Source organism: bacterium (assembly GCA_037128595.1).
GTDB lineage: Bacteria > Verrucomicrobiota > Kiritimatiellia > CAIKKV01 > CAITUY01 > JAABPW01.
Genome location: JBAXWB010000006.1, coordinates 45,000 through 57,813, shown reverse-complemented (window position 1 = coordinate 57,813; position 12,814 = coordinate 45,000). Strand labels below are relative to the sequence as shown.

Genomic DNA, 12,814 nt, shown 5'->3' with positions numbered 1-12,814 from the left:
TCCTCTGTTGTTCCGAATTGCCTCCGGCCTTGTGTTTGGCCCGGGCGGACAGGCCGTTGATAAATGAATGACCGTTCTTTAACTAGGTTTTTGATCATTGTGGTTCTGTTGGGCTTGGCAATGATTGGACTGATCGTACGCCTTGTGGTGCTCCATCTTGGTATTGGCGCGCCTGAGCGGGGCACGGCGGCCAAAACGCGTACCTTCAAACAAACCCTAGCTGTTTCCCGGGGCCGCATTCTAGACGGCAGTACGTCGGCTGGCATTCTTGCGCTTAATATTGGCGTCCAGAACATTTGGGCTGATCCCTCCTTGCTGATGGCGAGTAACCGTGTTGATGCCACCGTGTTGAGCCTGAAGGCCTTATTGGATTTCGATATTGCCGAGGTCACCGCCAGGTTGTCCAAGACGAACAGCCAGTTCGCCTATGTTGCCCGGCTAGTCCCTGAGGCGACGGCGGAACAAGTGGCAAGTCTCAAGTTGCCGGGGGTCCACATGAACGATGCCTCAATCCGGTTCTACCCCCAGAATGGCATGTTGTGCCATGTGCTTGGGTATGTGACTAGCGATGGCGTTGGGTCTGGAGGCGTCGAGCAACTTTTGGAGAACTATCTCAAGGGGCGTGCCGGGTTAATCGAGAGCCGGTTGGATGGGCACCGCCGGGAGATGGTTGACCGGCGCATCCAGGAGATCTCCCCACAAGACGGCGCTGACGTGTTCCTGACGATTGACCAGAACATCCAGTATATTGCGGAGAAGGCCGTAGATGCGGCCATGGTAGTTAACCGGTCCACAGCGGCCTTTGTCATCATTCAACGGATCCGCACTGGGGAAATTCTGGCCATGGTCAGCCGTCCAGGATTTGACCCCAACCGATACCGGGAGGCGAATGACCTGCAGAAACTGAACCGGGCAATTGGTTATGTTTATGACCCAGGCTCTACATTCAAGGTATCGGTGATCGCAGCGGCGCTGGATATGGGAATCGTTAAGCCGGAAACGATGTTTGAAACCGAGAACGGGCGATGGCTTTACCAGGGTAAGATCCTCCGGGATTACCACTCTTATCCTCGCTTGAATGTCGCGGACATCCTTAAGAAATCGAGCAACATCGGTGCTGCCAAAATCGCCATCCAGTTAGGAAATGTAAATATGGACCGGTATCTACGTGCCTTTGAAGTCGGAAGCAAGCTGGGGATTGACCTTCCTGGTGAAGAATACGGTATTTATCCGAGGTTGGCCAAGTGGGCTCCCATCAGTTCCAGCCGGATCGCGATTGGGCAGGGGGTCTCGGTCACGGGGCTCCAAATGCTGAGCATCCTTTGCACCATCGCCAATAATGGAGTGGTGATGAAGCCTTATGTGGTACGGGAGATTGTCGCTGCCGACGGAACGGTACTATTGCGGCGGCAGCCCGAGGAGCTAGGCCACGCGATCAGGTCGGACACGGCCGCGCTGATGCGTTCCCTTCTGGCCCGGGTTTGCGAGGTGGGTGGGACCGGGACGAAGGCGCATGTGGATGGCTTCCGGGTGGCTGGCAAGACCGGAACTGCGCAAAAAGTCAAAGGAGGTCATTATTCCGAGACCGATTACATGGCCTCATTTGTCGGGTTCCTACCGGCAGAAAAGCCTGAAATCGGGATGATAGTGGTGTTTGATGAGCCGCAGCCATTGCACACTGGCGGTGCCGTCGCTGCTCCCGTATTCGGTGAAATCGCTAAACAGGTCGTACGTTATTTGGATATCATTCCAACTGAAAATGAGCCTGTCCGTAATGTTACCTCTCCGGAAAGTAATGAGACATTTTGACGAAATCAATCAACAGGTTTGAAAATGATCCCCGGATTGACGCCATGGTTCTGGAAGCGGGCAATATCAGGGAACTGGTTCAGAATGTTGTTCTGCTGGCCGGTCAGCTTCTGGATGCCGGACGCGATAAGTGTGACGTGATTCCTGAACTCGATCTTTCCGGCATGGCTCCCAATCAGAGGTTCATGATGTGGGCAACCGATGCTGGCGGGTTCGATACAGATCCGGAAGTCGTTAAGTACGGGAATTATTTCTATTTCAGCATCCTGGGCCATGCCTATGATCTTTACGTGGCATTACCGAGCCTGACAGATGCCGAACTTACGAAAAAGGCTTCAGAAGTTGTCGCTGCCATGTGTGCGATACCGGAGGCGTATGTGCCAGTTTTTCCGGAATCGGCTGAGGTAGATGAGGCCTTTGCCCCAGAGGGAGATATTGGTGATTTGGAGTTCCTGCGTCAGGGGTGTGCATCTGCGCTAATCTATGTTTCGGGTTGGTGTAAAAATTTGATCAACGGCAATGGTGAATCTGATCTTATTGAGGATCCTGCCTCTTTGCTGGTTGAAGATCCTGGATGGGAGCCACGGCAGGGCGGTATGTGTAATTGTGTTACGGGTTGACTGCGATAGCTAACAAACGGCGTACCCTGCGCCCGCGATACTGGGGGAGTCGGACATGCCGACTCCCCCAGTACTTTAAGCGGTGAACTCCACCAGCCCCGCATCCTTCAGTGACCTGTACTGTCCGGTTGCGCCCAGGTTAACGTGATCAAGCACCCCGATCTTCAGGATCTGGCCGGCTTGGATGAGCTGCCGGGTGATTAGTAGGTCTTCTGGGGAGGAGTAACCTCCCTGGTTCCATCGTGACCCGGATCCGCACTGGGCCAATTAAACTAAGCTGCATTCCTGACATCGTTACCTCCAATGCTAATGGTCCGTGCTTGTTGCCGGTGCCACCCCCGGCATGCCTCCTGGAACCCACAGCTGCCGCAATAGAACGACTGCTCACAGGGTAACCAGTGCTCAGCTGCGATCATCGATTCTGCCCGTTTAACCAGGCAGACCATCCGGTCAAATTGGTCCTGGGTACGGGTGGTCAGGTGCTGTTCCAGGACCGGGGTTTTGGATTTTACTACGACATCAAACCTGAAGTCCGGTGTCTCGCCATGGGTATGCTGGTAGCCATACAGGAATACGGTCGGCTGTAGGTCCAGGTGTGGCTTCTGCTTGGGCCATCGGGCGCCCGAGGTTTTCCAGTCCACCAGCGTCTTACGGCCGGCTTTCTGAACGACGGTATCAATTTCCCCAATCATGGGCGTTTCCAGCGATTCGCCCCACTGATCAACTAGCGGTACAGCAAAAGCCTCACTGATTGATACGACTTTCTCCTCGGGATCCAGGCGGTCGACGAGGCAGGCGACCATGTCTCGCCCCTGCCGACTTAGATCATCAGCGTTCTGGTCGTTATCGAACCGGATAAGGCGATCCTCCTTGATTTGCCGTAACCATAGGGTTTGGAACAGGTCGGCGGCTTCTTCCCGCCTCACTGACTGGCCATCCTTGCGTGTGAGCTGGATCCACTCCAGGCATCGGTGGAAGGCCGACCCGAAGCTCAAGTTAACAGATGTGAACGCCTGAGGCAGTCGGATGATGCGTTGGAACGCATATTGTAAGCTGCAAATGTTAAGAAATTGGTTCAATGCGCTGAAACTCCAGTGCGGCCGATCTCGATATTCTGACAGGGTAGACATAAAAAAAGTCCTTCGGTTGAGGCGGGGAGGGGAATGTCCCCGCCCCGCCATGGTTATGCTGCTTTGCGTTTACCGTTCAGCTCATCCAGCAGATCCGAACATTGCTTGCGGGAGAGGTCGTACAGCCCCGTTACCCCGCATTGCTTCCGGATCGTCGCATTGAGATCCGAAAGGGTAATGTTTTTCTGCTGAGCCAGGTCGGTCAGATACTTGATCTGCTTGTTGCTGGCCTTCTCCGGCGACGGAGCAGGCTTCATGCTTGCTGTCGGAGTGGGTAAACTGGACTGCTTTACGAGTTCACTTTCGACACTGTTCTTAACCAGCTCGAAGGTCTCGTGGAGTTTAGCCTGGATCAATGCCGGATCCCGCTCGCTGATTTCTGTCTCCAGGCTAAGGCTGAATCCCTGACTGGAGTATTCAGCGCCAGGCACCGGTAACTTCTTTGCGTATGACACGATAGCTTTAAGCATTTGTTTCTCCTCAGGCTGCCATCGCCATCATCGCGGGGGGATCGTCAGTCGGTTCCACGCTGGTTGCGTGGGCGTACTCGTTCTCCTTCAACCCCTTATCGGCCACTCGTTCCGCCCGTAAGGCGGCATCCAAGCGGTCCGTGCCACTCACCTGAATGGCGATCTGGCGCCCAGTCCGATACTCGGATCCACAGGCGACCTCCATTACTACGTCGAATCTGCTCATCGTTTGCTCCTATAATGCGAAAGGGCCGCAGGATTGCTCCCACGGCCCCCTCAATGTTTATCTCTCAGGCCTCAAACCTTGATAGCCTGCAGTTTCGCCAGCCCCGAGCGGACACTCTCCACTTCGGCTTTACGCTGACGGTCCTCTTTAGCCACTTCCTTGATCAGACCGGCCAGATCAGCCAGAGTGGCCTGGGCCTCCCTGACTTTCAACCTGGCTGTCTCATACGTCGCCTGGAGTCTATCCAGCGCGCTCAACTCTTCTGTCTTTTCAGGCATTACATTCTCCTTATTGGTCACTGGGACCGTTACTTCGTTTCCTTCAATAACCGGCACCGCTTCCGGTATAGCCGTTGGTGTTTCATTCTCGGCAGCCACCGTTACTTTCACCTCAGGTACTTTCACTGTTTCACGTCCTGTTCGAACCGGCATGATGACGTGCGTGCCACCGCGATCATCCACACTCTTGAGCGGACTCATCTCAGCCACATAACTGAACGTCCTGAAGCCGGCGGCGAGCGCCTCAAGCAAATACGTCCGGTTCAGGCCAATCTCACCGCCCGCTCCCTCATACGAAGACCCGCCCTCCAGTGTCAGCACAGTATCGGTGGCGGCATCCTTGCCCCGACCACTGATACTCAAGCGGCTCTCTTTGCCCACCAGTACGATGGTCCCATGGTCAGAATCATGCCCAGGGAAACCGGGCAGAATCTTCCGCAACGCTTCTGCGTCCTTGTCGGTGAAACAGCAGCGTTGCAGATTCGGATCAAGCGAGTAGTCGGGGATCACCTGACGCCAGTTCGGAAAGGTGCCATCAGGAACCTTAACGGTATAATTCCAGGCTCCCACCGTCAGGCCGAACCAGGCTTTACGGAATTCGGGAACTTTGCCACTTTTTGGCGTTATTTCCTCCCGTAAGCCGATGAAGGGCGTGCCGGTTAATCCCGCCCATGTGAGAAAGCGGCTGGCAGGGATCAGGCATGAGCTTTTCAGGTCAAAACGCATGCTATTCCACACTGACAACCGGCGGCCATCCACGCTAACCATGCAGCCGGGGCGGTCACCAGTGCCGCTGACATCCAGGTAGATGCTGTTAAGCACGTAGCGGGTGGGGTCGGTTGAAACGAATGGCGCAAGTCGGCGGTAGGTTTCGAGGAAACCATCGGCTGGCGAATGCTGCACGTCTATCTTCGTTTCAGGCCATTCGGCCGGATCCAGCGCATTCACTGTGAACTGGATGGCATTGCCGGCTACATTGTTGGTAATGGCGATCTGGTTGCCGGGAGCGGTGACGAGGCGGATTTGATCACGGTCCGCGCCCTTGGTTAATTCCTTCAGTGTGCTGAGGGGCATGATAAACCCACCTTCTTCAGAGCAGGTCGCGTTCAGAAAGCTGAAACAGGCGGTCTGGTCGAGATCGGTGGCGGTGGCGGTTAAGCCGTTTTTGGCTTCAAATCGAACCGCGCCCAGGATGGGGATCGTTACCTTTCCGGGGATGATCTTGGATAAGCCGGTGACGGCGGTTTTCAATTCAGAACGGGGGATAGTAAGTTCCATGGCGGTTCCTTTCAGGTAGTTGCAAACAGTTGGGAGAGGTCCTCGTGCATTTGCTTCATGACGCCGATAGCAGCCGCCGTGATAAGCGTGCAAAGCGCCAGAAAGCCGCCGATCCAGGGTACGTGGGCCACGAGATAGGCTGCGATGGCACCCAGCAGCATGGCCTCAGCAAATTCCCGGTGACGCTCGATAAAACGCAGGATGCGCTCGCCTATGCTGCGGGCACGGTGGTAGAGCATCAGCAGTTCGGCTTTAGCGCGAGCGGGGATATTGAGGCGTCGGATACGGTCTATGATTTCGCGATAGTTCATGGGGGTTCCTTGTGGGGGTTGGGGGTTGATGAAATGGCAGTCGACGAGACTGCCGGTGAGGCGAAAAGAAAGCGCCTCCCTCTAAGTATTATAACTCGGAAAGGAGGGTAATTTACTCGGAGGCGGGTGGGGAAAGATGCCGCGTGCTGGTGGAAGCGTTTAGGGATTTCATGGTTCTGTGGTTGTCACTGCATACCTTCTGTGAAATCCATAATCGAACCACCTGAAATGTTTGGCTTTTATTTGCTGTGATCGCGGGTTCTGCCAATTTCGTTCCGACTGTTGCTGAAACCATGTGTTTTGCTAGATTAGTCGTAAATAGTTGTAGTTATGCATTTTGCAAATAGTTCAAACGACTCGTGATGGGTGGTTTGAACTCAAAAAATAATGCCTTTTAGATTCGGGACCAAAAGGTCGCGGGTTCAAATCCCGCCGCCCCGACCATTTTCCTTTTTAGACCCCTGCGGACACGTTGGGACAAATCGCGACTCTGATCAATGTTAGCAGGGGTTTCATGTTGGTCTTGCGTTTTTGTGTTGTGGACAGTTGCAGACCCTTCGGAACCCGTTTTGACTATCGATGTGGTCCCTTTTTCAGTCCCTTTTTTTTTGCCATACCAGGGCAGGGCATTAATCGCTTGCGCCTGTGGCAAGAGTGATGCATCCGTGTAGGTTATGGCCGTCAAATTTGGGCCGCTGTGCCGCATCAGATTCATGACTGTTGTGAGCCCCGCACCATTCACTTGCAAACGCGTGTCGAATGTTTTACGCAGACAATGGAAATCCACCAGGCGGCCCTGAGTGTCTTGTGCAGCGATCCCCGCCGCGTTGTAGTCCATACGCATTGCGCGCATGCGGGGTAATCCGCCTGGGAAGACCAGTTCGCCGGCATCCACGAAAGAAGGCTGAAAGGCCGACAGCGCCGCAGTCAGTTGATCATGAAGCGGGATAACAGCCGATTTATGGTTTTTTGTCGTGGAGGCCCGAACACGGATGCAGGGCGCTATGGTGTCAAAATCAATGTCTCCCCATTTAAGCCCCTCGATTTCTCCCCGCCGCAAACCCGTTTGGACTGCCACCAGATAGAATAGCGAACGGCTCCCCGAAATGGATAGAAGGCCGGAAACCTCCTCGACGGTAAGCGCCCGCCGTTCAACTTGCATGCCGCGTGTCTCGACTCGGACTATTCGCATCAGGGGATTCAATGTCATGCGGTTTTGATCGACCATCCAATTGCAAAAGGCACGAATTGCGTTTAAATATTCGTTGATTGTTTTCGGGGCAGCTTTTTGTTTGGCTCGCCACGTTTGGAAACTATCCGCTGTTATTTCGCCCAGGACTGACCAACCGCATTCGGTCAGGAGACGGCGCACACGACTTTCTACAAGGTTAATATGCTTCTCAGAACGACCGAGCACGGTTAGATCCTTGATATACTCCTCAACGTGCTCTGTAAGCGGCCTAGATGCAGCCAGACGCATTGGCTTGGGCAGAATGAGGCCCACCCCTTCACGTTCGACCTCACGCACCAGGGCCGCAGCCTTTTGCTCTGCAACCTGCTTATCAGTGACGCCTAGGTTAACGCTTTTACGACCGATCCGCGTATAATACTTCAATGATTTCACCTTCACCCCATTACGCCTTCTTGATCGTCGAAATACCGCACTCATGATGCCCTCCTGTTTTCACCACTCATTGTTGCCAGTACCGCAGCAACTTCCGAAGCCCTGTAACGGATGCACCTTGCCGAAAAGCGAACCTGTTTAAGGAGGCCCTGATCAACATAGCGACGAATTGTCTTTGTACACATGTTCCATCGCTTGGCGACTTCTTTGACGGTTAATAAAGCTTCGGTTTCATTCGTTGACGGGTTCATGGCGTTTTCTCCTTTAGATTATCATCGTCATGGACGACTTTTGGGACATATTTCCACATATTCGACAATGTCTTATCATCCAATGCGAACCATTCTTTTTGGAGGGCTTCTATCGCATTCCAGTAATCATCCTGATTATCTCCCTCAAGATTTTGATTTTCAGCAGCCATTTTTTCAAAGAGTTCACGATCGAACAGGAAGGATTCCATTGCCGCTGGGTTGTGAGCTTCGAATATTCTTGCAGAGGGTTCGATTAGTTCCCAATACCCTTCCCAGTGTCGCTCAGGTTCACGAAGCGACTTTGAAACCCCTGCGGGGCTTATTTTAGTCTGATGAGTCTCTTCAAGCCATCGGCTTATCGCTCTTGTGCTTATCCGTCTGGCAGCTTGGTAGATAAACGGGAAAAGCGCAGTAATAAGGCCGTGCTTTGCCCTCGAGGGTCCGCTCTCTGCAAATTCGAGAAGTCCTTCACGCATTTCATTCAATTTGTCATCGCAATCCATAGTAGCCTCCTGATTTATTAATCGCAATGTAGTCGTAGTGGGCAAAGTAGTCAATCTTCTTTATAAGTATATTTCTTTCCGTTAATTTGCCTATGACTCTGCATCGGTCCATTGTGGAGATTATGAGGTGAATAATCTTTACAGTCCTTTGCTCAACGTTACACTCGAATTATGAAACGGATGGAGCGGATTGGTTACGACCGCTCATCCGGAAAAAAACTTGGATAACGGGATCGGCATAATAACTAGTTCGCCAATTCAAAGAATGAAGAAGATTCGGAACAACACCTTAGCCCTATTAGTCATCGCCGCTATTTTTTCCGGATGTGCTACCGGGAGACTGGCAGATCTGCGTGACTGCGGGAAAATTTCCATAGGAGTGGGGGCCGGGCTAGGCGCAGATGTTGGCCTAGGCGCTCTTGTACATCCATCAGTTGGCATTCTGGCTAAGACATATCGAGTGGGTAGTGAATCACGAAACGTTTATAGCGTTTGGCAAGAGGGTGAGATTTATTATCCTGTAGTATTCTTCCCTGCACTTTTCATGACGGACTCACCATGGGCATATTCGTATAACCGCACTTGTATGGATTGGTCACAACAGAGTCTTGCAGAAAAAAACGAGAAGTGGCTGAACTGGTCACCAATGCGGAACCCCGGTGAGTCCGGATTCCACCGAGCCACGGATTTTGAAGCAGGTGTTACGTTAGGTATAGTCGCTGCCAGGGTGGGGCTAAATCCTCTTGAATGTCTCGATTTTCTTTTAGGCTTCTGCGGGTTAGATATTGCGAATGATGATAAACTCGAAAAACAAAAGGCTACTCACGCACCGGGGCCATAAATTAAAGGCGAACACGCCATTTGACGCGACTCGCTAAACGCTCGCGCATCAATGGAAGCGTTAATGAGTTGTATTTTTATCTATTGATCCTGTTAATTTTCCCTGAAAGAAATTCATTACGGTTTTTGTCTCTGGGGTATAACAACACGATTGAATTCTTTCCTCATTGCTTCGGACAAAACCAGCTTGCCCGTATAGCGTGAGTTTGTTCCAGTCCTTTGACCGTTTTGGGGGTCTGATTCCCTCTTTTGCCATCACCTGCCGGAGTTGCTTTGAAACGGCACTCCAACCCCAGAGATAATGCCCTTGATGATTAAATGCGCCCCAATTCCCCCCATAACCTTGAGCGGCATACATTACTGCATCCTTGAGTGAATTCCCACAATAGATGAGATTATCCACTCTGAAATCATGGTTCAATTGACCAACCAACCTTGAGCGGTAGTAAGATTGTGCCTCCGATCTTGCTTTACGACGAAACAGTCGGCGGAAGGAGGCATGATGGACCGCGGAAGCATGCTCCACGCGTTCGGGTTTAACAATAGGAATTCCCCAATGCCCCCACCACCGACCCGACCAAGAGAAGTCGTCTGGGACAACCTTTTGAAGGCCAGCCTTTGACGCGTATTTCGATGCATAGAAGGAAGCACCCCTGGCAGATTTCATGATTTGACTGCTTTTTTTATGACAGGCCACGCTAACAGCATCCGTGTCATGCGTTTGCTCACTTGCTTCAACCCACATCATACCCCACGCTTGAGGCTCGATAGCTTGCGACAAAATCCAATGGACATGGATTGCCCTTCTTGCTTCTTGGAATTCAATCATGTAATAGCCGCCTATTTCGTCGCGGGTAAGCCTCATAGTCATACGTTTTATGTGAAGTCTTACTGTCAGGGAATCTTTCGGGATATTTGTCCCATACGTTGCAGTAGCCATCCCCGACACACCTGTCCTATTAAGTAAAGGTTGATTGCGCACTTGCCGACAGAACTCCCTAGCACTTCCACTTGAAAATCCTGCGATAATTCCACGCGCTGCGCCTATTTGCTTTTTCCCTGCATTATTCTGATTGTTCCACCTTTTAATCACGACATCCGCGGAATAGATTTCGAGCGTTGAAGTCTGTATTTTATCCATTGCTGCGTGCCAGTATGCACCTATAGACAAGCAGGTGCGCCCCCCTGCGGGTGATGCTTCGCGTTGCGAAGCATCCAACCCGCGGGGGCACGACGTCCATGGTGTAGACTCATTAATGGCCTTGCTTGTATTAATCCGAACTTTTGCGGCGTCCCAAAAGTCAGGACATTCGCTGACGATTGACGAGGAAACATCAGGAAAGCAGCTTTGAATGTGGCGTTGGTTGCCCTGACCGGGCGGGCCGAAACTTCCAGCGCTCGGAGACGCTTGTTCTTCAGGCGGGGCGCGTCTCTCGCTTGGGCTACGGAGCTCAAACGCCGCTCGGCTCTGGGCGATGGGACTGTTCACCGCGCACCTCCGGTGGCGCTACCGACTATAGCGATGACGGCGGCTTTGAGAGGGGCGGGGAGCATGGCCCAGGAATCGACGACTTGTTGCAGATCCGGAGGGTTTCGGAAAGAGTGAGTCCCTTTTTCAGTCCCACCCCCCTCACTTTTCAATACAGGCTTGGTTGGTGTTGCGGGTTCAAATCCCGCCGCCCCGACCATCCTTCGCTCTGCGCCGTACGGCTTGAGCTACGGATGGTCTACGACCAAGAACACAGGCGCAGAGCGAAGTAGGGCGGTGAGCCTAGAGCGCCATACGGCTTGAGCTACGGATGGTCTATGACCAAGACCAATGCGCAGAGCGAAGGATGGTCGCCCTTCGAAGCACAAGGCGTACCCGCCGCAGGGCGAAGTAGGGCGTTGTCATAAGAACGACTTTCAGCCATGTTAGACGTAGTCGGCAATGTTTTCAATGCTCAGTCCAAGCCATTCAACCTCGTAGGCGGGGTAGGAAGCCAGTAGATCCTTCGCTTTTACCTTCAGTGCCCCGATATTGAGCTTCGCCTTGTTGAGCTTGATGTCGGCAATAACAATGCGCTTCTTTAGGTCATTGATGGCAACCAAGTCAATTTCGTTAAGGTTACCCCGCTCCCAATATGATCCGATCTGATTGAACTTCCCTGTATCCGCCAAAAGTTCATGGAAACACCGCTCTAATAGAACCCCGCAGTAGGCATCATAATCCCGATTGATGATATCACGAATATATTGGAAGTTCCCCGTCTCAATGGCTGACCGATTCCGATAGATGAAGCGAAACCAAAAATTCAGGAAATTATCACGTATCTTGTATTTCTGTGTTCGGGAGTTGGGTTTGGCATTAATGGGCTTGTGTTTGGATATCAACCCGAAGTCATTCTCAAGCCGATCCAAATACCCGCCAATATCCACTTCCAAAAGAGACTCAATTTCCGTTCTGGCGGTCTTCCCTATAGAAATCAGTTCAAGGATGGAGAAGTATGTCGCATATTCCTTCCCAAACTCCTCAATAAGCAGATTCTTTCCTTCGTTGATGAAAGGGGAGTCCGCCTGCAATACAAATTCCATCATTTTATCGTAGGTCAGGGCGGAATTGGTTGTCAGGAGTTCCAGATATTTTGGCAAGCCTCCCGTCAGCACATAAACATCAAAGAGTGATTTGAGTCCTTTTGCGCCGTTATCACCCAAAACTTCCTTAATGGTTTTAATGGGGAAAGGTTTGAGGAAAAGATTCCGGTCAGCCCGGCCAAAGAGGGGTTCCTTATTCTCTTCAAATATCTTGTGCATCAGGGAATAAACAGAGCCGATGCAAATCAGGTTCATCTTACACTTTGTCTTGTTCACATCCCAAAGGTACTGGATTTCTGAATAGACGGCAGGATTGATATTATAGAACTCCTGAAACTCATCCAGAATGACCGTAAAGCGTTCCTTTTTGGACAGTTCAATGAGCACCAGGAAGATTTCCCTGAAGGTCTTGATTTCTCCGACCACAGGAACATCAAACGTATCTTTGATATTTTCAAGAAACTCCATGCAGAGAAGCGTTTCGGGCTTCTTGGAGATAAAAAGATAAAGGCGCTTATGGTCTTTAACGAATTCCAGAGCCAGAGAGGTCTTGCCCACCCGTCTCCTGCCCGTGATAACCGTCATTCTTGCTTGAGTGGCGGTCTGCGTGTAGAGCTTCTTGAGTTCAGCCAATTCACGTTCACGGTTATAAAACTTCATCCATCCCCCATTCCACATGATTTCATCGTCATAGCCATTACTGTAATACACATTACGGTAATGTAAAGCCGATTTGTTGTGCGGCTTCCTCCTTTTGACTGATTGACTGCAACTCTTGGAGACTGCGTTTGCGTTATTAGTGCAAATTCGTCAAGTGCAGTGGAAGAGAATGTTCGGCTGATAAGTTTAACGTCTTGAAACAGTCCCATCATTTCTCAATGAATAAGGCAATTTATGGGT

14 protein-coding genes are annotated in these 12,814 nt (G+C 51.7%); 3 read left to right on the top strand and 11 right to left on the bottom strand.

Annotated elements, in window-relative coordinates; genetic code table 11:
* The first annotated feature begins 120 nt into the window (after positions 1-120).
* Together WCS52_04720 and WCS52_04715 are read left to right on the top strand one after the other, a co-directional pair.
* On the top strand, positions 121-1,809 hold the full coding sequence (locus tag WCS52_04720) for a penicillin-binding protein 2 (GenBank protein ID MEI6166476.1): 1,689 nt from the start codon (positions 121-123) through the stop codon (positions 1,807-1,809).
* A gap of 44 nt (positions 1,810-1,853) precedes the next feature.
* Entirely contained in the window at positions 1,854-2,429 is a 576-nt protein-coding gene (locus WCS52_04715) for a hypothetical protein (GenBank protein MEI6166475.1), read from the top strand.
* 75 nt (positions 2,430-2,504) lie between these two features.
* Here the strand turns inward: WCS52_04715 and WCS52_04710 are convergent, their stop codons facing one another.
* The 9 genes from WCS52_04710 to WCS52_04670 all read right to left on the bottom strand — a co-directional run bounded on the left by WCS52_04710 (position 2,505) and on the right by WCS52_04670 (position 8,500).
* The gene (locus WCS52_04710) at positions 2,505-2,696 is read right to left on the bottom strand and encodes a JAB domain-containing protein (protein ID MEI6166474.1); all 192 of its coding nucleotides are present in this window, start codon (positions 2,694-2,696) and stop codon (positions 2,505-2,507) included.
* 5 nt (positions 2,697-2,701) lie between these two features.
* Positions 2,702-3,559 (bottom strand): PD-(D/E)XK nuclease family protein, encoded by an 858-nt coding sequence (locus WCS52_04705; protein MEI6166473.1) that lies wholly within the window; start codon positions 3,557-3,559, stop codon positions 2,702-2,704.
* Between the two features lie 53 nt (positions 3,560-3,612).
* Positions 3,613-4,029, bottom strand: a complete 417-nt coding sequence (locus tag WCS52_04700; GenBank protein MEI6166472.1) for a hypothetical protein — start codon at positions 4,027-4,029, stop codon at positions 3,613-3,615.
* A gap of 10 nt (positions 4,030-4,039) precedes the next feature.
* Positions 4,040-4,255, bottom strand: a complete 216-nt coding sequence (locus WCS52_04695) for a hypothetical protein (protein ID MEI6166471.1) — start codon at positions 4,253-4,255, stop codon at positions 4,040-4,042.
* A gap of 71 nt (positions 4,256-4,326) precedes the next feature.
* The gene (locus WCS52_04690; protein ID MEI6166470.1) at positions 4,327-5,811 is read right to left on the bottom strand and encodes a DNA polymerase III subunit beta; all 1,485 of its coding nucleotides are present in this window, start codon (positions 5,809-5,811) and stop codon (positions 4,327-4,329) included.
* A gap of 11 nt (positions 5,812-5,822) precedes the next feature.
* On the bottom strand, positions 5,823-6,122 hold the full coding sequence (locus WCS52_04685; GenBank protein MEI6166469.1) for a hypothetical protein: 300 nt from the start codon (positions 6,120-6,122) through the stop codon (positions 5,823-5,825).
* Between the two features lie 394 nt (positions 6,123-6,516).
* Positions 6,517-7,791, bottom strand: coding sequence for a site-specific integrase (locus WCS52_04680; protein MEI6166468.1), 1,275 nt, complete (start codon positions 7,789-7,791; stop codon positions 6,517-6,519).
* On the bottom strand, positions 7,788-7,997 hold the full coding sequence (locus WCS52_04675; GenBank protein ID MEI6166467.1) for a helix-turn-helix domain-containing protein: 210 nt from the start codon (positions 7,995-7,997) through the stop codon (positions 7,788-7,790). The genes WCS52_04680 and WCS52_04675 overlap by 4 nt, the downstream gene beginning before the upstream one ends.
* Complete coding sequence (locus tag WCS52_04670) at positions 7,994-8,500, bottom strand: hypothetical protein (GenBank protein MEI6166466.1); 507 nt, start codon at positions 8,498-8,500, stop codon at positions 7,994-7,996. Before WCS52_04670 ends, WCS52_04675 begins: the two co-directional genes overlap by 4 nt.
* Positions 8,501-8,765: 265 nt before the next feature.
* Between WCS52_04670 and WCS52_04665 the strand changes: the two genes are divergently transcribed.
* Positions 8,766-9,341, top strand: coding sequence for a hypothetical protein (locus WCS52_04665; GenBank protein ID MEI6166465.1), 576 nt, complete (start codon positions 8,766-8,768; stop codon positions 9,339-9,341).
* A gap of 60 nt (positions 9,342-9,401) precedes the next feature.
* Here the strand turns inward: WCS52_04665 and WCS52_04660 are convergent, their stop codons facing one another.
* Both WCS52_04660 and WCS52_04655 read right to left on the bottom strand, forming a co-directional pair.
* Complete coding sequence (locus WCS52_04660) at positions 9,402-10,481, bottom strand: hypothetical protein (GenBank protein MEI6166464.1); 1,080 nt, start codon at positions 10,479-10,481, stop codon at positions 9,402-9,404.
* 773 nt (positions 10,482-11,254) lie between these two features.
* Positions 11,255-12,574, bottom strand: coding sequence for an ATP-binding protein (locus tag WCS52_04655; GenBank protein MEI6166463.1), 1,320 nt, complete (start codon positions 12,572-12,574; stop codon positions 11,255-11,257).
* Positions 12,575-12,814: the final 240 nt, after the last annotated feature.